Origin of the sequence: Flavobacterium sp. 3HN19-14, from assembly GCF_051373205.1 — a bacterium.
In the GTDB taxonomy this organism is placed as follows: Bacteria; Bacteroidota; Bacteroidia; order Flavobacteriales; family Flavobacteriaceae; genus Flavobacterium.
In genome coordinates, this window is the sequence record NZ_JBPPZT010000001.1 from 2,968,456 (window position 1) to 2,989,635 (window position 21,180).

At 40.7% G+C, this 21,180-nt stretch carries 14 protein-coding genes and 3 pseudogenes; 9 read left to right on the plus strand and 8 right to left on the minus strand.

All coding sequences use genetic code 11. The features are described 5' to 3' along the window. Positions 1–57: 57 nt before the first annotated feature. Positions 58–720, minus strand: a complete 663-nt coding sequence (gene xth, locus ACSLFW_RS16025; RefSeq protein ID WP_436556594.1) for an exodeoxyribonuclease III — start codon at positions 718–720, stop codon at positions 58–60. 140 nt (positions 721–860) lie between these two features. After that, positions 861–2,879 carry a dipeptidyl-peptidase 3 family protein gene (locus ACSLFW_RS16030; RefSeq protein ID WP_436556595.1) on the minus strand — a complete coding sequence of 673 codons (2,019 nt, stop codon included), beginning with the start codon at positions 2,877–2,879 and terminating at the stop codon, positions 861–863. Between the two features lie 164 nt (positions 2,880–3,043). Between ACSLFW_RS16030 and ACSLFW_RS16035 the strand changes: the two genes are divergently transcribed. Continuing rightward, entirely contained in the window at positions 3,044–4,141 is a 1,098-nt protein-coding gene (locus ACSLFW_RS16035) for an SRPBCC family protein (protein WP_436556596.1), read from the plus strand. On the opposite strand, the gene ACSLFW_RS16040 is transcribed toward ACSLFW_RS16035, so the two are convergent. Genes ACSLFW_RS16040 through ACSLFW_RS16050 form a run of 3 tightly spaced genes read right to left on the minus strand, consistent with a single transcriptional unit; the run spans position 4,142 to position 6,134 of the window. Beyond that, positions 4,142–4,861, minus strand: coding sequence for a tRNA threonylcarbamoyladenosine dehydratase (locus tag ACSLFW_RS16040; RefSeq protein WP_436556597.1), 720 nt, complete (start codon positions 4,859–4,861; stop codon positions 4,142–4,144). Positions 4,862–4,884: 23 nt separating this feature from the next. After that, the gene (locus ACSLFW_RS16045; protein ID WP_436557477.1) at positions 4,885–5,535 is read right to left on the minus strand and encodes a TatD family hydrolase; all 651 of its coding nucleotides are present in this window, start codon (positions 5,533–5,535) and stop codon (positions 4,885–4,887) included. Beyond that, on the minus strand, positions 5,535–6,134 hold the full coding sequence (locus ACSLFW_RS16050) for a DUF1684 domain-containing protein (protein WP_436556598.1): 600 nt from the start codon (positions 6,132–6,134) through the stop codon (positions 5,535–5,537). Before ACSLFW_RS16050 ends, ACSLFW_RS16045 begins: the two co-directional genes overlap by 1 nt. 205 nt (positions 6,135–6,339) lie before the next feature. On the opposite strand from ACSLFW_RS16050, the pseudogene ACSLFW_RS16055 reads away from it, so the two are divergent. Beyond that, a pseudogene (locus ACSLFW_RS16055) lies at positions 6,340–7,463 on the plus strand (MFS transporter). Here the strand turns inward: ACSLFW_RS16055 and ACSLFW_RS16060 are convergent. Next, a complete protein-coding gene (locus ACSLFW_RS16060; RefSeq protein WP_436556599.1) occupies positions 7,451–8,062 on the minus strand; it encodes a hypothetical protein in 612 nt (203 codons plus the stop codon). The pseudogene ACSLFW_RS16055 and the gene ACSLFW_RS16060 overlap by 13 nt on opposite strands. 167 nt (positions 8,063–8,229) lie before the next feature. On the opposite strand from ACSLFW_RS16060, the pseudogene ACSLFW_RS16065 reads away from it, so the two are divergent. Beyond that, positions 8,230–8,593: pseudogene (locus ACSLFW_RS16065) on the plus strand (BlaI/MecI/CopY family transcriptional regulator). 2 nt (positions 8,594–8,595) lie between these two features. Beyond that, a complete protein-coding gene (locus tag ACSLFW_RS16070; protein WP_436556600.1) occupies positions 8,596–10,341 on the plus strand; it encodes a M56 family metallopeptidase in 1,746 nt (581 codons plus the stop codon). Positions 10,342–10,429: 88 nt separating this feature from the next. Here ACSLFW_RS16070 and ACSLFW_RS16075 read toward each other — a convergent pair whose 3' ends face one another. Next, positions 10,430–11,038: a hypothetical protein gene (locus ACSLFW_RS16075; RefSeq protein WP_436556601.1), complete on the minus strand. Its 609-nt coding sequence runs from the start codon at positions 11,036–11,038 to the stop codon at positions 10,430–10,432. A 224-nt stretch (positions 11,039–11,262) separates the two neighbouring features. Beyond that, positions 11,263–13,148: pseudogene (dnaK, locus tag ACSLFW_RS16080) on the minus strand (molecular chaperone DnaK). Positions 13,149–13,710: 562 nt separating this feature from the next. On the opposite strand from dnaK, the gene ACSLFW_RS16085 reads away from it, so the two are divergent. From ACSLFW_RS16085 to ACSLFW_RS16105, 5 genes are read left to right on the plus strand one after another with little or no spacing between them, the layout of a single operon-like run. Next, entirely contained in the window at positions 13,711–15,843 is a 2,133-nt protein-coding gene (locus ACSLFW_RS16085) for a DUF748 domain-containing protein (RefSeq protein ID WP_436556602.1), read from the plus strand. Further along, complete coding sequence (locus tag ACSLFW_RS16090; protein ID WP_436556603.1) at positions 15,836–17,587, plus strand: translocation/assembly module TamB domain-containing protein; 1,752 nt, start codon at positions 15,836–15,838, stop codon at positions 17,585–17,587. The genes ACSLFW_RS16085 and ACSLFW_RS16090 overlap by 8 nt, the downstream gene beginning before the upstream one ends. Further along, positions 17,581–18,018, plus strand: a complete 438-nt coding sequence (locus ACSLFW_RS16095; RefSeq protein ID WP_436556604.1) for a translocation/assembly module TamB domain-containing protein — start codon at positions 17,581–17,583, stop codon at positions 18,016–18,018. Before ACSLFW_RS16090 ends, ACSLFW_RS16095 begins: the two co-directional genes overlap by 7 nt. Continuing rightward, entirely contained in the window at positions 17,931–18,779 is an 849-nt protein-coding gene (locus ACSLFW_RS16100) for a translocation/assembly module TamB domain-containing protein (RefSeq protein WP_436557478.1), read from the plus strand. Before ACSLFW_RS16095 ends, ACSLFW_RS16100 begins: the two co-directional genes overlap by 88 nt. Next, complete coding sequence (locus tag ACSLFW_RS16105; RefSeq protein ID WP_436556605.1) at positions 18,766–21,060, plus strand: BamA/TamA family outer membrane protein; 2,295 nt, start codon at positions 18,766–18,768, stop codon at positions 21,058–21,060. The genes ACSLFW_RS16100 and ACSLFW_RS16105 overlap by 14 nt, the downstream gene beginning before the upstream one ends. Positions 21,061–21,180 lie beyond the last annotated feature (120 nt).

The window sequence follows — 21,180 nt, forward strand, 5'->3', positions numbered from 1 at the left end:
AACCGCGCACATGGCGGTCAACTTCGGCAGCTTTGAGTTTATTTTTTAATTGCGGACTCAATAAAAATGGTCAATGCGCAAACCGGCATCCCTTCCGTAGGCATTACGGAAATAATCCCAGAATGTATAAATCTTTTCATCGGGATGAAGTGTCCGCAAAGCGTCTGTCCAGCCTTGCCCAACAAGTGACGAAAATGCAGCCCGCACCTCAGGCCTGAAAAGCGCATCATCGACCCAACGCTCTGGTTTGTAGACATCTAATTCTGTTGGCATCACATTGAAATCTCCAATCAGAATTACTGGAGTATTGTGTTTTAATAAACTTTCTGCTCTTATCTTCAATCTTTCAAACCAACGCAATTTATAATCGAATTTCGGTCCCGGTGCCGGATTCCCATTCGGCAGATAAAGGCAGACGATGACGATACCTTCAATCAACGCTTCGATGTAACGGCTTTGCAAATCTTCGGCATCACCGGGAAGGCCGCGGCCGATTTCCTGAATTGGAAATTTCGATAATATCGCAACGCCATTCCATTGTTTTTGTCCGTGCCAGATGGCGTTGTAACCTGCAGTATTGATGGCTTCCAAAGGGAATTTTTCCTGCGGTGCTTTCAATTCCTGTAAACAGACGATGTCAGGTTTTGCTTCTTCCAGCCAACGAAGTAATACTGATAATCTTCCGTTGACGCCGTTGACGTTGTAGGTGGCTATTTTCATTTTTGAGTGCCTTAGTTCTTCAGCAAGTTTAATTAAGTTTCACATAAATATAATAAAAAATCCGCCTTTTGAAGAGCGGATTTTATAAGATTAACAATTACTCAGGCACTAAGAAGCGAAGCGTCTCAGCTACTCAGCCACTAATTCTCAAGCGGCAAAAACCCGAATTCCTTAGAATAATTGAGCATTTGTTCTGCGAAAGATTTTGGCTGTGTTACTTCGATATCGATAATTTTACCATCTTTATCAGTTTTCGGAACCAGCACCGGATTGATGAATCCACTATAAGGCGCCGATTTGAATTTTTCGTTTCTTGCCAACACTTCTTTGTGCAATTTCTGGTCGACTTTCACACCATAATTTTCTACCAAAGCTTTTCCTGCCTTGAAGTCACCTTCAGATTTAATACGCTGTGTTTCGCGCAGCAATTGTCCGAAAAGTTCGTGAAGTTTTTCGTAGTTGGTGATATTATAATAGGTTTTTCCGTTTCTGGTCAATTTCTCAATTACGTTGTCTTTCTTGCCTTTTTCGAAAACCCAGGCACTCACCCATTGGCGGTTCCTCATGTGCGCTTCTTCGATGTCAGCACCCGGCTCTAAACGAACTAATTGTGTCATCAATCCGTTTCTGATATAATTGTCATAAGCGGCAATTCCAACTTGTTTCCAGTTATCCACCAAGCCTAATTCCTGCAATTTCGGCGTATACAAATAATACAATCCAACCAAATCGGCACGGCCTTCCTCTAATGTTGAAGCATAGGCTTTTAGCGTTTCTTTTGGCGTTCCTACACCTTTGTTGATTTGTCCGGAAGCATGGCCGACCACTTCATGCAAAGCGGTGTGCAATTTATCTGCAATTTCGCCGTATTTGATTTCATTATCGATTTCTTCCTGGTCATTGGCAAATTCTTTAAGCTTTTGCGTTCCGCCGGCGTTGTTGTAAGAATCTACGATGTTTCCGAGTGAAACAGATTTCGAACCGAAATCAGCACGAATCCAATCGGCATTTGGTAAGTTGACACCAATTGGCGTACTCGGAGAAGAATCGCCTGATTCTCCTGCAACGATTACTGTTTTGTAAGAAACACCAACCACGTTTTTCTTTTTATGTTCCGGTAGTAAAGGCGAATTGTCTTCGAACCATTGCGCGTTTTTAGACACTTTTTCCATCTTTGCAGACATGTCGAAATCCTTAATCTGAACAACACCTTCATACGAACCTCTGGCACCCAGCGGGTCGTTATACACTTCAACAAAACCACTTATATAATCGATGTTACCTTCAGTTGCCTGAAGCCATGCAATGTTGTAATCGTCCCATTTCTTAAGGTCGCCGGTTTTGTAGAAATCAATCAGCAATCCTAAAGCGTCTCCTTGTTTTTTATTTTCGGCAACACCTTTTGCCTTTTCAAGCCAGTAAACGATTTTATCGATTGCCGCGCCGTACATGCCGCCGCTTTTATAAACTTTTTCCTCCAGTTGTCCGTTGGCATTGCGGATGAGCTTTGAATTCAGTCCGTATGATAGCGGACGGTTTGGGTCGGCAGGAACGATTTTTTTGTAAAAAGCTTCTGCCTCAGCATCGGTAATCCCTTTGTCATAAAAATTCACGGCAGAACCTGCGATCAGGCCTTTTGATTCGTCGAGATTTACTTTTTTGCTGTCTTTGTCGTTGAAGATCACATCGGCAATTTCAGGCGCTAAAGTCGTTTTTGTATCCGAAAGCAATTGCGTGAAATATTCCTTAGAAAATCCCGGCTCGATTTTATCTGCTGAATAATGGTGGTGGATTCCGTTTGAAAACCAAACCCTTTTCAGGTAGATTTCGAAGTTTTTCCAATCTTCAGCATTTTTATCGCCTTGATAGGTCGTATAAATATTTTCGAGCGCTTTGCGGATTGTCAGGTTGTATTTATAATTCTGGTCGCAATAAATGTCGCGACCGGCAGTTCCGGCCTGAGTGAGGTAATAAACGAGTTCTTTTTCCTTCAGCGTCAGTTTTTCCCAACCCGGAATCTGGTAACGCAACACCTTGATATCGGCGAATTGTTCTGCGACATATTCAAATTTATCATCTGATTTCTTGTCATCAGATTTGTTGCAGGAAATAAGAACGGCGGCAGTAACAAAAATGCCGGCAATGGTCTGTAATTTCATTATTTGGTTATTTTTTAGATTAATTTTAAAATTCTGCTAACAAATATAATTATTAGGATGCGAAAAATTAGCAGAATCACAATTTAAATGCGTCATTTCTGACAACGCTAACAGCACATATCAAATTTAATTTCTAACTTTACCAACTCATAACCCCCAACTCCATGAGGATCATAAAGTATATATTCTTACTGATATTACTTGCCGTGATTGCGGTATCGGTTTATGTAGCGACGCAGAAAGGCGATTTTGAGGTGAGTCGTTCTGTCATTATCGATGTACCGAAACCGGTCGTTTTCAATTATGTAAATGACTACAAAAACTGGGAAGACTGGGCATCCTGGAAAGAAGACAATCCCAATTTAAATTTTACCTACGCTGAAAATACCGTCGGAAACGGCGCTTCCTATTCATGGTCAGGTGCTACTGAAAGTGGTAAAATGACGAGTATTTTCGTAAAACCAAACGACAGCATTTCACAAAAAGTCGTTTATTCCGGGAATGAAGCAACCGCTTCAATTACCTTTAAAGATACTTTAGGAAAGACAAAAGTAACGTGGCGTTCCAAAGGCAGCGTGGCTTTTATGGCGAAAATATCGGCTACTTTTAGCGGCGGCGTCAACGCGATGATGGAAGAAATGCAGGAGCGCAGCCTCAACAATCTCAACAAAGTCATCACGCGTGAAATGAATACTTTTGAAGTAAAAGTCAATGGGATTTCGCAAAAAAACGGCACATTTTACATCAAACAATCTACAACCTGCAGGAATGCTGATTTGCAGAGTCGTCTGCTGACAATGTTGCCAAAACTCATTAATTTTTTCAAGAAGAATAATATCCCGATGAACGGAAGTCCGTTTGTGCGGTATGAAAATATAGACAGCGCCAACAATACCGTAACTTTTTCAGTCTGCATTCCGCTTCGCGAAGAAGTTTTTATTGCCGATCAAAGCGACATCAGCCTTGGATTTCTCGATTCATTTTCTGCCTTAAAAGTAACCTTGACAGGTGATTATTCGCACAGAAGTGAAGCGCGTAAAAAAGCTGCAGAATATTTACAAACCAATCACATCGAAGAAAATACTGCCATTCCGAAACTGGATGTTTATGTGAAAAGCGCTTCTGATATCCGTTATCCTTCGAAATGGGTTACCGAAATCCTGATTCCTGTCAGAACAGCTGCTGCGCCTCTGGTTGCAACTCCGGCGGTTGTTCCGCCGACTGCGACAGTAAATCCGACGCCTTCAGTTCCAGCGCAGTAATTATTCGTCTTTCAGCAAATGTCTGATCGCAGTTTCTGCCGCATACAACCCAAAAAGTCCCGGCATATAACTATTTGTTCCGTAAAACGATTTCTTGTAATTTTTTCCGTCAGTAGTTTTCAGGCTGCTTTCGTCCTGGATTTCAGAAGAAAAAACGACTTTCACGCCTTTATCAATTTTGACTTCCTTAAGGCGTTTTTTAATCGCTTTGGCGAGAAAGCAATTTTCGGTCTTGCTGATATCTGCAACTTTCACTTTGGCTGCTTCCATTTTGCCGCCTGCGCCCATGCTGCTAACGATTTTGATTTTTTTTCGCTTCGCGGAAATGATAAGATTTAGCTTTGGCGTGACGCTGTCGATGCAATCGAGTACAAAATCAAATTCAGGCGAAACGATTTCAAAAGCGCGTTCAGGCGAAAGGAATTCCTGCACACGAGTGAGTTTCAATTCCGAATTGATATCCATCAGCCTGTCGCCTACAACTGCAATTTTCGGTTGCCCAACAGTTGAATGTAATGCCGGCAATTGCCTGTTGATATTGGTAATATCGACTACGTCACCATCAACGATTGTCATTGTTCCTACTCCTGCCCTTGCGAGAAATTCTGCTGCAAACGAACCTACGCCGCCTAATCCGACGACGAGTACATTTGAATTATTTAATCTTTCGAGTCCTTCTTTTTTAAAGAGCAATTCGGCTCTTTCTGTCCATTCAGCCATACTTTTGGGTGTTGGGTTTTGGTTTAAATCTTCTTAAAAGTTGAATTGAAATTTTCGGTGATTATTTTCTTCAATGCTTCCAATTCCAAATCTTTATACTTTGCTGCCAATTGATATACTTCTGAAATGCCCTCATCAATAGTATCAGTTTCAAGAAAAAACTGGTCATTTGGCACACTTTTAAAAACGTCGCCAAGTTCGGGATTTCTGAGTAAATATTTCCCAAAAGAAATATAAAACCCATTGTTGATCAGGTTTTTGGCCACTTGTACATTTTTTGAAAACCCATGAATGATCATCGGGACGGAAATTTTCAGCTTCTTTTTTATCTCGATAATTTCCTGAAAAGCGGCAACGCAATGAATAATCACAGGCTTTTGAAATGCTTCTGCTAAATACAATTGCCTTTCAAAAACTTCAATCTGCAAATCGAATGGAGTTTCAATTCTTTTATCCAATCCGCATTCGCCGATGGCAAGGCAGTTTTTTTCAGAAAGTTTTTCTTTGATGAAATGCAGCTCAGATTCTATTCGGTTCTCGGCAATTCGCCAAGGATGGATTCCAACAGAATGGAACGGAATTTCCGGATTGAATTCGTCAGGATATTGATTCACCAACTCAAAAATTTCCGGGTTGTTCGTGAAGTGGTGCGTATGCAGGTTGAAATATTCCATCAATCATGAAATTTCTTAACACCGGCTTTTATCTCAATTTGCAGGTCGTTTTCCTTTGGCGGAATCGGGCACGAGTACTTGTGGCTGTAAGCGCAATACGGGTTGTAAGCCTGATTGAAATCGATGACAATCGTATCACCTTTCGGGATCCGCAAATCAATATAACGGCCGCCGCCGTAGGTTTCAACGCCTGAAGTCAAATCGGTGAACGGCATGAAAAGGTAATCTTCAAATCCGGCTTTCTTTGTCAAATCTACGCTTTGATAGATGTTGAGCCTGAATTGCTTTCCGTCAAGCGAAAAAATCGCCTCTGCATATTTGACGTACATCGGTCGACGCGATCCTGTAGTTGGCATTTCGAAAGGCTTTTCGTCAGGCGTACGGACGAATTTGGCAACTACATAGAAATTCTGATTCGGTGAAAAGAAATCAAGCGATTTAAATTCTTTGCGGTCTTCCGGCATTAATGGGCTTTCTGTTGCATCTGCATATTCTGCATTGAGTTCTTTCTGGAAGGTCAGAACGGCTTCTTCGCTGAATTGCTGCGCAAAAGTAGCGGCAGTCGTTAAAAACAATAAAAATACAAATGCTTTCTTCATCTTTTTTTTTGGTAAAAATAGTCAAAAACAAATTGGCGCAAAAGGATTAATTTGTAGGAATTAACGACTTGACTTTCGTAACTTTACCATTCAAAAAATTGCAATGCTTACCAATGCCTTTCGTCGTTACATCAATAATTTCAGCGGATTTTCGCGTGAGATCTGGATCCTTACGGCAATAACTTTCATCAATCGCGCAGGAACCATGGTATTGCCATTCCTTTCAAAATACCTGAAAGAAGATTTGCGTTTTTCTTATGAACAGGTAAGCTGGATTTTGGTTTCGTTCGGATTGGGCTCATTTCTGGGTTCTTACCTCGGCGGGAAATTATCCGATAAACTCGGTTTTTACAAAATCATGGTTTTCAGTCTTTTTACAAGCGGATTGCTGTTCTTCGTCGTTCAATATATTACATCATTCTGGGGATTATGTTTTGGAATGTTCATCATCATGCTGATTGCTGATATGTTTCGACCTGCGATGTTTGTCTCGCTGGGTACTTTTGCAACGCCGGAAAATCGCGCGCGCGCGTTCACTTTGGTGCGCCTTGCTATCAATTTGGGATTTGCCGCGGGCTGGCTTTGGGCGGGTTGATTATCATGAACATCGGTTACAATGGTTTGTTCTGGGTTGACGGCTCTACTTGCATTCTCGCTATTTTGATTTTTGCGATTTTGGTAAAAGAGCAAAAAAGAACGGCAGAAGAAAAGCAGGAAGCAGTAGATTTATACGTTCGGTCTTCGTTTGCGCGAAAGAAAATATTTGCGGTTTTCCTGTTTGTGAGTTTTGCAACGGCAATGATCTTCTTCCAGATATTTTCGACTTTACCTTTGTACCAGCACGAGATGTACAATTGGACGGAATTGCAGACCGGATTGCTCATGACGATGAATGGCTTCCTGATTTTCCTTCTCGAAATGCCAATCGTGAGTTACTTCGAAAGAAAAAAAACCGACAAAATAAAGCTGATTTTCTGGGGTTCCATCATGATGGGAAGCAGTTTTTATGTGCTGCTTTTCAATTCCTGGCAAGGCGTTTTAATTATCGGGATGCTTTTGATCACCTTTGCAGAAATGTTCATTTTTCCGTTCTCGAATTCATTTGCGCTCGGACGTGCGTCGAAAGGGCGCGAAGGCACTTATATGGCGTTATTCACGATGAGTTTCAGCCTGGCACACATCGGCAGCTCAAAAATCGGACTGGGAATTGTAGCCGGATATGGCTACCAAAACAACTGGATATTTATGGGATCGCTTGGAATGGCGGCAGTTTTTGCTACGATTTACCTTCAGAAATTACTACGCGATGAACAATTTCAATCCGATTGAACGTATTTTCCCTGCGCTTCATCATAAACCATTTTGCTTTGCTGCCATTTGTTTTGCAGCGTAACCGTGCCGTCTTCATTGAGCGTAAAGACAAAACCTTCGCGCCTGATGCGTTGCTGCGTTTCAGTCGCTTCGGTATTGCCAAGATGAACGATTTCTGAAATATTGGTTGTGGTTTCAAAATTGGAAAGCACAGGCGATTTTTTCTTCAAATCACAGATTACGGAACATGACACCAATTCTTCTTCAGTTTTTGTGGAATCCTGAACTTGTCGTTTTTCAATCCATGAAATGCAATATAAATTGATGCCTTTAATTTTAAACGGCGAAATTTTGCAATCCAAAGGTATTTTTAACGGATTGACTTCCCGCAATATAATAGTGTCACGGTTCGCTAACAAACAAAAATGCTTTCCGAAAATACCCGTAAATGGATGCACTTCTTCTGAATTGGTCTGATTCCTGACAGGCAGATGTGCCGACGCTGCTTCGCGCGAAGTCATCGCCAATGCTGTTGAGGATATTTGCATAGAACGATGCGATTGCTGCGCGTTGGCATTCCAGTTCAATAAGACGATAATTAAAGTAAGGTACTTCATAGGCATCTGTTTCGGAATTTGAATTTAATAAAAATATTTATAACTAACTGATTTTAAGCAGTGAAATTTATCCGAAATTCATATTTTTTAAATTTCAATAAAAAAAACTAAAAAATTAGTTTATAAACTAAAAAATTAGTTTTAACTTTGATTCAAACAAAATCATCATGCAAAAACTCACCGCAAAAGAAGAAGAAATCATGCAGGTATTGTGGAATCTTGAAAAAGGTTTCATCAAGGAAATCATGGCACATATCCCTGGACCAGCATTACAACACACTTTCAACCTTCGTCAGGATTCTCGAAGAAAAAGGATTTGTCGCACACAACAGCCTCGGCAATTCGCACCAATATTATCCGTTGGTTTCAAAGGAAGAATATAAGAAGAAGTTCATGAACATAACGATTGACAATTATTTCAACAGTTCATATAAGAATATGGTTTCATTTTTTGCAAAAGAAAAGAAAATCACTGCTGAAGAATTGCGCGAAATTCTCGAAATGGTCGAAAAACAAAACGAAAACGAATAATCATGGATGCGATAACCGGTTACATCGTCAAATCGGCGGCTATTTTGCTGTTGTTTTCATTGGTTTACATTATTTTTTTACGAAAAGAAACGTTCTTCAAAACGAATCGCTTTTTTCTTTTATTGGGAATGGTGGTTTCGGCTTTATTACCGTTGCTGAGTTTCACAAAAATAATTTTTGTTACTCCGGTTCTTGCGACTAAAAAGCCTGGCATTGCACCCTCGTTTATTGAAGTTAATGCGCCTGGGAATACAACTGAAATCAATTGGTTTTTGGTTTTGGGAATCATTTATTTATTGGGCTTCCTGTTCTTCACCGGGCAATTTGTTTTCGATTATTTCGCGTTGCAGAAAGTGCTGTCGGGAAAGACAATCCGTAAAATCGATGGCAATAAAATCATTGAGACTTCTGAAGATTTAACGCCATTTTCGTGGTTCAGTTATATTGTTTACAATCCGTCATTATATACGAAGGAGGAGCTCGAAAATATTTTAGAGCACGAAAAAACGCACTGCAGGCAATGGCATTCCGCCGATGTGATTTTTTCAAGGTTTTTTTGTATCGTCTTTTGGTTCAATCCGATTGTGTGGCTGCACAAATCCATGATTATTCAAAACTTAGAATTCATTGCTGACAGCGAAGCTTCAAAAATAAACACGACACGAAAAAATTACCAGATTACACTTTTAAAAGTTACAGCGCATGAAAATTGCCTGGCATTTTCTAATCATTTTTATCAATCATTAATCAAAAAACGAATCGTTATGCTAAACAAAAAACAATCAAACAAAAGCAATTTATGGAAGTATGGTATCGTGTTGCCAATTTTAACCGCGTTTATGCTTCAATTTCAGGTAAATGTTGTCGCGCAGGAAAAAATAATTGAACCTAAAGATAAAGTCAATGTTGACGTTCTGGCAGTCGACATTCCGCCAGCTACAACTGATGAGGAACTTGAATCAGGCATCAAAAAATTGGGCGCTGTTTACGGAATTACTATTGAATTTTCCGGAGTCAAACGCGATAAAAATGGTAATTTGATTTACATAATCGCCACCGCAAAAGATAAAAACGGAAAATTGCAGAAATATGCAACAGCTGCAAATGACGGCGATATTATTGAACCATTCCGCTTTTACATTAAAAATCCTGATTCGAAAAACAGAACTTTCGGATTTGAAAGCATCACCCAGAAAAAGACGCGGGAAGCAATTACTAACGAAAAGTACTATCTCGATGAAAATAATGACACAGTTGTTTTGGCACCGAAAACCGATTCGAATGTTACTAAAAAAACAGGTGGTTACACCATGGATTTTGAAATGACAAATGCTGAAAACGGAGATGAAAACCAAAGCACCGAAAGTGATTTAAAATGGGAAAAAATGATTTACATCATCAACGGCAAACAATACACTAACGCTATTTTAAAAGATTTTATCATTCAAACCGACGAAGATCTGAAACAACTTTCACCCGAAGAAGCTACCAAAAAATATGGTGTGAAAGGAAAATATGGCGCATTAATTTTTAACGGAAAGTCGACATTCAAGAAAAAAGAAGCGGTTGGAAATACCAAACCAAGAGTTATCCGCATAAAAAACGGCGAAGAAGTAGTTTTTTATGCGGATAACAGAATGAAAGTACCCGGTGAGCAGTCGGTGATTTTTAAAGAAGATGGCCCGGAATTGATTATCGATGACGTAAAACAATCCAATCCTGAAGCCGCAATGAAAAGCCTGATGTGATGAAGATTAAAAATATCGAAGTCATTTCAAAGCCTGGGGCGAAAAGCAAATCATCATCAAAACTGAATAACAACAAGAACGCCGGATATCAAGTCCGGCGTTTTTTATTTCTTTTTGTTGGCATATTGACAAACTTTTTGAGCGTTGCATCATATATCATTTTGTTTTCCTGGGTTTTATTTTTGAGTAAAACGTCGCCTTCGGGCAATAGCGTAAATTCAAAGCCTTCCCTCCTCACCTTTTCACGGGTTTCAGAAGCTTGCGTATTGTTCAGGAAAACGATTTCCTTAATATTGGTCGTGGTTTGGGAATTGTCGAGTACTTTTGTTTTCGAAGCCGCGTCCCAGATTTGGGTTACGATCACAGTTGCCGTTTCTGTTTTTAGTTTGGTTTCGGTAATTGTGACTTCCGTCCAGTTGATGGCGTACAACGGAGAACCTTTTGCGGTAAATGGCGTGATTTTCACATCGGAAGGTGATTTTAAGCCTTCAAAATTCTTTGTGACAAGTGTATCCTTTTTCGGTTTGTTATTGACGAAAACGTAGAAATTGTTTTTGATTAATTCTGCTGTAAGATTATCGGCTTTTGCTAATGCAGTCGGCGTTGCGGCGGCTTTCTTCGCGCCTTTCTTTTTCTTTTGGGAATATCCTGCAGTACAAATCAGGCTGAAGGCGATCAGCAATATTATTTTTCTCATCATTATTTTTTTAGGATGATGAAATTACGAAAAAAATGAAATTACTAATAAGATTTAACATTTGCATTAACGATGAAAGCTGAAATGTCGTTAGTTTATAAAACACGAATTGCACGAATTTTCACGAATTAATTTGTGAAAATTCGTGCAATTCGTGTTAGTCATTTTTCAAAAAAAAGCGCGGGAAACAATTCCCGCGCCAATTTCAAATATAGTAAGATGAATTACTTCACTTCCTCATAGTCAACATCCTGAACATTGTCACCTTGTGGCGCTTCTCCTTGCGGAGCTTCACCTTGTGGCTGGCCTTCGCCTTGTGCATACATCGCTTCGGTAGCGGTTTTCCATGCAGCGTTGATGTTGTCTAAAGCTTTCTGGATCGCTTCAACATCCTGATTCTGGTGTGCCAGTCTCAATTCTGTCAAAGCATACTCGATTGCTGTTTTGTGCTCGTCAGACAATTTCTCGCCCAATTCTTTCAGCTGGCTTTCGGTTTGGAAAATCATGCTGTCAGCTTCGTTGAGTTTTTCAGCTCTTTCTTTTGCAATCTTATCGGCTCCGGCGTTGGCTTCGGCGTCTTTTTCATTCTTTCGATTTCTTCCGAAGTCAAACCTGAAGAAGCTTCGATACGGATGTCATGTGATTTTCCTGTTCCTTTGTCAGTTGCCGAAACTTTGATGATTCCGTTCGCATCGATGTCGAAAGTAACTTCGATTTGCGGAACACCTCTTGGCGCTGGCGGAATGCCATCTAAGTGGAAACGGCCAATCGTTTTGTTATCAGCAGCCATCGCTCTTTCTCCTTGCAAAACGTGGATTTCAACACTTGGCTGAGAATCTGCAGCAGTAGAGAATACCTGCGATTTCTTAGTCGGGATTGTTGTATTCGACTCGATTAATTTGGTCAAAACACCACCCATAGTTTCGATTCCGAGTGACAAAGGCGTAACGTCTAACAACAATACATCTTTTACGTCACCCGACAAAACGCCACCTTGAATCGCAGCGCCAATCGCCACAACTTCGTCAGGATTTACTCCTTTTGATGGTTTTTTACCGAAGAATTTCTCCACTTCTTCCTGGATTCTCGGGATCCTTGTAGAACCTCCAACCAGGATTACTTCGTCAATATCTGATTTTGACAAACCTGCATCTTTCAAGGCTTTTTCAACCGGCGCCATCGATCTTTTGATCAATGAATCTGCCAATTGCTCAAATTTCGCTTTTGTCAGTTTTTTAACCAGGTGTTTTGGCCTGAAGCGGTAGCAGTAACATAAGGAAGGTTAACTTCAGTTTCTGCACCGGCAGACAATTCGATTTTCGCTTTCTCAGCAGCTTCTTTCAAACGCTGCAATGACATTGGGTCTAAACGCAAGTCGATGCCTTCGTCATTTTTGAACTCGTCAGCCAACCAATCGATGATTACCTGGTCGAAATCGTCTCCACCCAAGTGCGTGTCACCGTTTGTAGACAATACTTCGAAAACGCCGTCACCCAATTCAAGGATAGAAATATCAAAAGTACCACCACCTAAATCGTAAACTGCAATTTTCTGGTCCGTGTCCTTTTTTGTCCAATCCGTAAGCCAAAGCCGCAGCAGTTGGCTCGTTGATGATACGCATTACTTTTAAGCCTGCGATTTCTCCGGCTTCTTTCGTAGCCTGGCGTTGCGCATCGTTAAAGTAAGCAGGAACAGTGATAACCGCTTCTGTAACCGTCTGACCTAAATAGTCTTCGGCTGTTTTTTTCATTTTCTGTAATGTCATGGCAGACAATTCCTGTGAAGTATAAAGACGTCCGTCGATGTCAACACGTGGTGTGTTATTGTCGCCTTTTACTACTGAATAAGAAATCCTGGTCGCTTCATCTTTAGTCTCGTCAAAAGTATGACCAACGAAACGTTTGATAGAAGCAATAGTTTTGGTAGGATTTGTAACCGCTTGTCTTTTCGCAGCGTCACCTACTTTAATTTCACCGCCTTCAACGAATGCAATTACCGACGGTGTTGTTCTTTTTCCTTCTGAATTAGGAATTACTACTGCTTCCTGGCCTTCCATTACGGAAACGCAAGAGTTGGTGGTTCCTAAGTCAATTCCAATTATTTTACCCATTTTGTTTGTTATTTAAATTTTTAATGTGATTCAAATTATTTGATTGACGTGCTTAAAACAATCTTTGTGCCATTGCGGATTTTCTGGAATATTGTCAGTTCTGGGAGAGAATGGCGGAAAAATATATGACAACATGACATTTGAAGATAAAAAAACGTGTTTTTATACGTTGATGATGTAGAATGATACGTCAAGGACGTCATTTAGTACGTTGAAAACTCCGTTTTATACCCAGGCAACGTAGATTTCGACGTATTTAACGCTGATTTATACGTCACCCTAACGGACAATGTACGTAAACAACGTATCAGAGTACGTTAAAGACGTAGAAATACAGGTTAACCTATTTCCAGAACTGCCCGCATTGCTCAAAAACAATCAACCGTTAATTATACAACATAACATCTTTAAAATATAACCTGTAAAGTTGCGAAAATTTCATCTTTGTAAGAGAAAATTGTCAAAAACCTAATCAGTCAAGTTATCAGAAATCAGCTTTTTATGTTTTTATTGGCAGAAGTTACGGGAGGCATTTCGTAAATTTAAGACGTAAACCAGGCATATGGCGTTAAACAAGTACGTAAAGAAAACCCTTAAAATATTGGCATGGACGGTCGGAAGCATCATCGGACTGTTCCTGCTTATCGTCGTGCTTATACAAATTCCGTATTTCCAGAATATCGTTAAAGACAAAGCTGTCAGTTATCTCGAAGGAAAAATCCATACGAAAGTTGCCATCGACCATATCTCAATCGGGCTTCCAAAAAAAGTAGTTTTAGATGGATTTTACTTTGAAGACCAGTCGAAAGACACGCTTTTATACGGCAAAAAACTGTCGGTCGATATTGACCTTTTCAAGATTCTGGATAATGAAATCGAAATCAATTCGGTCGATTTGCAGGGCGCTACGGCACACATCAGCCGCGATGCCAATTCAAAATTCAATTTCGATTATATCATTGATGCTTTTGCTTCGCCCAAAAAAGAAGAAGATTCCTCGGCACCGATGAAATTCGATATCAAGAAAGTGAATCTCGATAAAATCAAAATCAAGTTCAACGATGCGATTACGAAAAATGACCTCAATTTCACCTTAAACCATTTCGACACGAAGATTGACAAATTCGACCTCGATAACATGGATTTCGAAGTGCCGAAAATCAAAATCGACGGATTCAATGTCATGCTCAAACAAGGCATTGCCCAGGAAATTGCTGCCAATACTGCAGAAGTCGCCATCGACGCCACCAAAAAACCTGACCTGAAATTAAAACTCGGAACAATCGATCTGACCAATATTAAAGTCGGTTATATGAGCGACGGCAATAAACTCGGCCTGGATACCGATTTGAAAAAATTACTTGTTAAAATCAACACTTTCGACCTTAAAAACCAAAATATAGAAATTGAAAGTATTGTTTTGGAAGACACCAAAGCAATGCTCAATTTTGAAAAGAAAATGACGGCTGCGATTACAGTTAAAGACACTTCTGCACAAAAATCGGAAAACAACTGGAAAGTCAGGATGAAAGATGCGTCGTTCAAAAATCTTGCGTTGAAATTCAAAGACGAAAATGCAGTTCCTGTCAAAAAAGGCATTGATTACAAAGATTTAGACATTACAAATCTGAATCTCGAAGCTGAAAATTTCTATTATTCTACCAAAACTATTTCCGGAAATATTGCATTATTTACTGTGAAAGACAAAAGCGGACTCGACATCCAATCGCTCAAAACCGAACTGTTTTATGGAGAAAAAGGCGCGTCACTTAAAAAACTCTACTTAAAAACACCGCAGACTTTACTCAAAGACAATATCGTTGTTGGTTATCCGTCATTAGATGATATCAGCAAAAATATCGGCGAACTTGAAGTCAACGCAAATTTGTCAGGAAGCCAGATTGGCTTTAAAGACGTTTTGCTTTTTGTGCCGACGCTTGAAAATACAGTGCCATTTAAGGGTAATTCAAATGCGATTATGCTCATTAACAGCCGCGTTTCAGGCAAAGTCAAAGACATCAATATTCCGAATCTTGAAATTTCCGGCATCGGGAATACAAGAATCGCCGCAAGCGGAAGGATTATCGGGCTTCCGGATGTGAAGAATGCTTATATGGATATCAATTTGCGGAATTTCCAGTCGACTTCAAAAGACATCAATACGTTTATTCCAAAAGGCATAATTCCGAATACTATTGCACTTCCGTCCAACTTCACAGCAAAAGGCACGTTTAAAGGAAAAATCAACAATTTCGCCACGAATATGACACTGACCAGTTCCTTCGGAAATGCGAAAGTGAAAGCTACATTCGACCAGCGTGTCAAAAACCGCGAGAAATATGATGCTGATGCCAGTTTCGATAATTTCGATTTGGGCAAATTGCTCAAAAACGATTCGATTGGAAAAATCAGCCTTTCGGCGAAAGTCAAAGGCGTCGGATTGGATCCGAAAACTGCAACTGCTAACGTTGATGCAAAAGTCATTAAGGCCGATTACAACAAATATGTTTACCGCGATTTGAATGTGAAAGGCAAAATCAATAATGGTGTTTTCGATGCAGTCGCCGATATGAATGACCCGAATCTAACTTTCAAGCTTGCAACTGACGGTAGTTTCAGGGGAAAATATCCGGCGGTAAAACTCAAAATGAATGTTGACATTGCCGATTTGGAAAAACTCAATTTACATGCCTGAACCTTTGAAATTGCGCGGCGTAATCGATGCTGATGTTCCGACTGCCGATCCTGATTATTTAAATGGGAAAGTTAAGGTTTATGATTTTACGCTGGCGACAACAGAACAATTTACTTTAGATACGATTAATGTCATTGCGACTGCCGACGCAGAAAGAAATACGATGAACATCCGTTCGCAATTTTTAGAATTGGCGGTTGACGGAAAATACAAACTGTCGCAGTTGCCGACGGCGCTATCCAATTCTATAGCGAAATATTATAATGCCAATCCGAAAGCGGCGAAAAAGAAAACTGAGCCGCAGCAACTCGCATTTAATTTAGCCATCACAGACGATCCGATATTGTTGAAAGTTTTACCGGATTTGAAAAGCATGGAGCCGATAAACATCAGCGGCGGTTATAACTCTGTCGGCGATACTTTGGTCGTAAATGGCAAAATCCCGAAAATCGTTTATGGCGCTAACACCATTTCGAATGCTGTGTTGAAAATCAATACGGAAAACGACGCGTTAACTTACAGTTTAATCGTTGATGACATCCGCAATGCATCATTGGAATTGCCTTACACGGCGATTACGGGAACGGTAAAAGATAATGTTGTTGCTTACACGTTAAATTTAAAAGACGTAAAAAACAAAGACCAATATTTAATTTCAGGAACGCTTGAAGGCAATGACGGTACGCAAATCGTCAAATTAATTCCGGAAGGATTTTTACTCAATTATGAAACCTGGGCCATTCCGGCAGACAATAAGATCGAATTGGCGAAAAATGGCATCAACATTCAAAATCTCGAACTAAGCAATGAAGGCAGTTCGATAAAATTACAATCACAATCGACAATGCCTGACGCACCAATTGCTGTTAATTTTAAGGATTTTAAAATTGAAACCATTACGAGCATCGTCAAAAAAGACAAATTGTCAATCGGCGGAAATATCAATGGCGAGGCGCTTTTGAAAGACCTGAATACGAATGCGAAATTCACTTCTGACCTGAACATCGAAAATTTCAATTTCCAGAAAGATACTTTGGGGAATATCAATATCAAAGTCGATAACGAAATCGCGAATACGTTAAATGCAAAAGTTGCAATTACAGGTCAGGGCAATCAGGTTAATCTTGACGGGACATATCGCACAGACAACAGCGCACTCGACATGAATCTTGACATCAATAAATTAAATCTTGAAAGTATTCAGGGATTTACGATGGGTAATGTGACTGAAAGTACCGGATTTCTGAGCGGGAAATTTATAATCGCCGGAACAGCAAACGCGCCGAAAGTCAACGGGAAATTGCAATTCAATGACATCGGTTTGAAAGTCAAACAACTCAATTCGAAATTCCAGGATATTAACGACGAAATCACGATTGACGAAACCGGGATCAATCTCGGCAGGTTTACGGTTTATGACGAAAATGACAATCAGCTTGTGTTGACAGGAAAAGTCAATACAACCGATTTTAAAGATTATGGTTTTGATATGAACATTAACGCGGATAATTTCAAGGCTGTGAATTCTGCCGCCAAAGACAACGATTTGTATTATGGCGAATTATATATCGATACAAGGCTGAAAGTGCGCGGCGATATTGGCAGCCCGATTGTTGAAGGTGACCTCAAAATCAATAAAGACACAAAATTCACCGTCGTTTTGCCGCAATCCGACCCATCGATAGAAGACCGCGAAGGCATCGTTGAATTTGTAGACCGTGATGCGCCGAACAAGTCATGCTGATTACGCCGATGGATTCGATTGCACAGACGAAAATGCGCGGCATCAACGCCTCTGTCAATATAGAAATCGATAAAAATGCGGAATTGTCTTTAATCATTGATAAAGGCAACGGCGATTACCTGAAATTGAAAGGCGAAGCGCGACTCAACGGAGGTATCGATCCGTCAGGAAAAACGACATTGACCGGGCGTTATGAATTCACCGAAGGTTCTTATGAAATGAGCTTCAATTTCATCAAAAGAAAATTCGACATCAAGGAAGGCAGCTATATTTTATCGGAACTGGCGAACCGACCGAAGCCGAAGTCAGCATCACCGCCGTTTACAAAACCGAAGCGCCGCCGATTGATTTGCTTGATGACCAGCTCGGCGATATGCCTGCTGAAGTGCGCAACCAGTACAAACAGAAAATCCCGTTTGAAACCGAATTGAAAATGAACGGTGAGTTATTGAAACCTGAAATTTCATTCGACATTGTCCTGCCAGAAGGCAATAACAGCGTTTCTACGGAAATCATCAACAGCACGCAGACCAAACTGGCGCAATTGCGCACCGAACCTTCCGAACTCAACAAACAGGTTTTTGCGTTATTGCTGCTGAATCGTTTCATCGGTGAAAATCCGTTTGCAAGTGAAGCCGGCGGTACAGATGCGAATTCATTGGCGCGCCAGAGTGTGAGCAAAATACTCTCGCAACAGCTGAACAATCTTGCGGGCGATCTGATCAATGGGGTTGAATTGAATTTCGATTTAGAATCGACTGATGATTTTACAACCGGGACGAAAGAAAACCGCACCGACCTGAATGTAAGTGTATCAAAAAAACTATTAAATGACAGGCTGAAAGTAACGGTCGGGAATAATTTCGCGCTCGAAGGGCCACAGCAAAGCAATCAGGAAACCAACAATATCGCCGGTGACGTTTCTGTCGATTATCAATTAACGAAAGACGGGCGTTATCTGGTGCGCGCTTACAGAAAAAACCAATATCAGGTGGCAATTCAGGGACAGGTTGTAGAGACAGGAGTTGCATTTATCATTACAATCAGTTATAATAAATTCCGCGAATTATTCCACCGCACACAAGAAGAAAAAGACCTGATGGCAAAAGAACGTGAGGAAAAACGCGAGAAAAAAGAACGCGAAAAAGCCAAAGCCGCAAAACTAAAAGCAGAACAAAATGAGCAAAAATAAATACCACTTCATCACCGGATTTGTGCTGTTGCTTATTGCTTACGGCTGCAGCAATACGAGATACCTGGCTGATGGCGAATTGCTTTACACCGGTGCAAAAGTCAAGGTTGAAGATTCGACGATTTCGCGCAAAGAACGCAAGGCGTTGCAGAAGCAATTGAAGGATCTGCCACGTCCGAAACCGAATTCTTCCTTTCTTGGATTGCGACCGAAACTGTATTTTTACAACCTTGCCGGCAATGTAAAAAAAGAAAAAGGTTTCCGCCACTGGCTCAAATATAAGGTCGGTGAACCGCCGGTTTTGTTTGGCCAGGTGGATTTGCAATACAACGAAGACGTACTTCGGAATTACTCAGAAAACCATGGTTATTTCAAAGTAAAAACGGCATCCGATTCGACGCGCCACGGTAAAAAAGCAACTGCCGAATATAAAGTAAGACCAGGAAAGCAATACAAAATCCGTGAAGTTATTTTCCCTTCAGATACTACCGCCCTTGAATTGGCTATCTATAAAACAAAAAGGCGAACTTTATTAAAAAAGGGTGAGCCTTATGATTTGGATATTATTAAAGCGGAAAGAAATCGCATCGACGACAGACTTAAAAATGAAGGTTTTTATTTTTTCAATCCAGATTACTTACTAATTCAGGTTGACAGCACTAACGCAGACAGGACGGTTGATTTGACATTGAAAGTGAAGAAAGATACGCCGGCAAGATCTAAGGAAATTTTCCGCATTAATGACGTAATTGTTTATCCGAATTATTCGCTTAAAGACACGGTTTTCTATCTTTCAGATTCCCAGCAATCCTATAAAGATTTTACGATAATCGATTCGACAAGGCTTTTCAAACCACGAATTTTCGACCGCGCATTATATCTTGAAAAAGGTGATATCTACAACCGGAAAAACCACAACCTTTCATTGAACAGGCTCGTCAATCTTGGTGTTTTTAAATTTGTGAAGAATGATTTCGTGGTTTCGGACACGCTTGGGAATTTCCTTGATGCCTATTATTACCTTACACCATTAAAGCGGAAACAAATTCGGGTTCAGGTGCTCGGAAAAACCAATTCGGCGAATTACACAGGAACAGAGCTCAACGTCGACTGGAGCAACCGCAATACTTTTCACGGTGCTGAATTGCTTAATATTTCCGCTTTCGGTGGTGTTGAAGTGCAGGTTTCCGGGCAAAATAAAGGCTATAATGTTTACAGGGTTGGGTCGGAAGCCAGTTTGGTATGGCCCAGGTTTATTGCCCCAATCAAGCTGAAATCGTCAAGCGGATTCGTGCCCAAGACCAAAGCGACCATCAGTTACGAATACCAGGAACGTACTAAATTGTATTCGCTGAATACCTTCAAAGGTTCGTTCGGTTATTTGTGGAAAGAAAATATAAGAAAAGAACACCAATTGAATGTTACGGATATTACATTGGTGAGTCCGCAGAATGTCACGCCATTATACCAACAACAAGCAGATACGGTGCCGGCGCTGCAGAAAGTCATCGATAAACAGTTGATTTTCGGCCCGACCTACACCTACACTTACACCAACACGATGAACAAGCGCAAGAGAAATACGATTTATTTCAAAGGCGGATTGGACGTTGCGGGAACGATTGCGGGTTTGGTAACCGGCGCGAATGTCAAAAAAGGTGATACGATTAATGTTTTCAACGTACCGTTCAGTCAATATGTACGATTTGAAGCCGATTTCAGGCATTATTTAAAGTTAGGCGAAGAATCACAATTGGCGAGCCGGATCATTGTCGGTTCCGGATTTGCTTATGGAAATTCGTCGTCGATGCCATTCATCAAACAATTTTTCATCGGAGGAACCAATAGCATCAGGGCATTCCGGGCGCGTTCGATAGGTCCGGGTTCTTATAATCCGGAAACACAAACCACTTCATTTTTACCGGATCAATCAGGTGATATAAAACTCGAATTAAATACAGAATACCGGGCAAAAATCTACAGCGTCGTCAAAGGCGCAGTGTTTATCGACGCGGGAAATATCTGGCTGCTCAATGACGAACCTGATAAGCCGGGTGCGAAATTTTCGAATAAATTCCTCAGTGAATTGGCCGTCGGAACTGGTGTCGGATTACGATTTGATTTGTCTTTCCTGGTCTTGCGAACCGATCTGGCATTTCCGCTGCGCATTCCTTATCGTCCTGAAGGCGACCGTTGGGTGATTGGCGATATTAACTTCGGAAGCGGGATTTGGAGGAAAGAGAATCTGGTTTTCAACCTTGCGATTGGGTATCCATTTTAGAGAGGCAGATTTCAGATAGCAGACTGCAGGTTACAGATGGCAGTTATTAGATATCGAGCTTTTTTCTGAAGAACGGAATCTGAATTCTGCGGACTGCAGTCTGCTATCTGAAATCTGCTA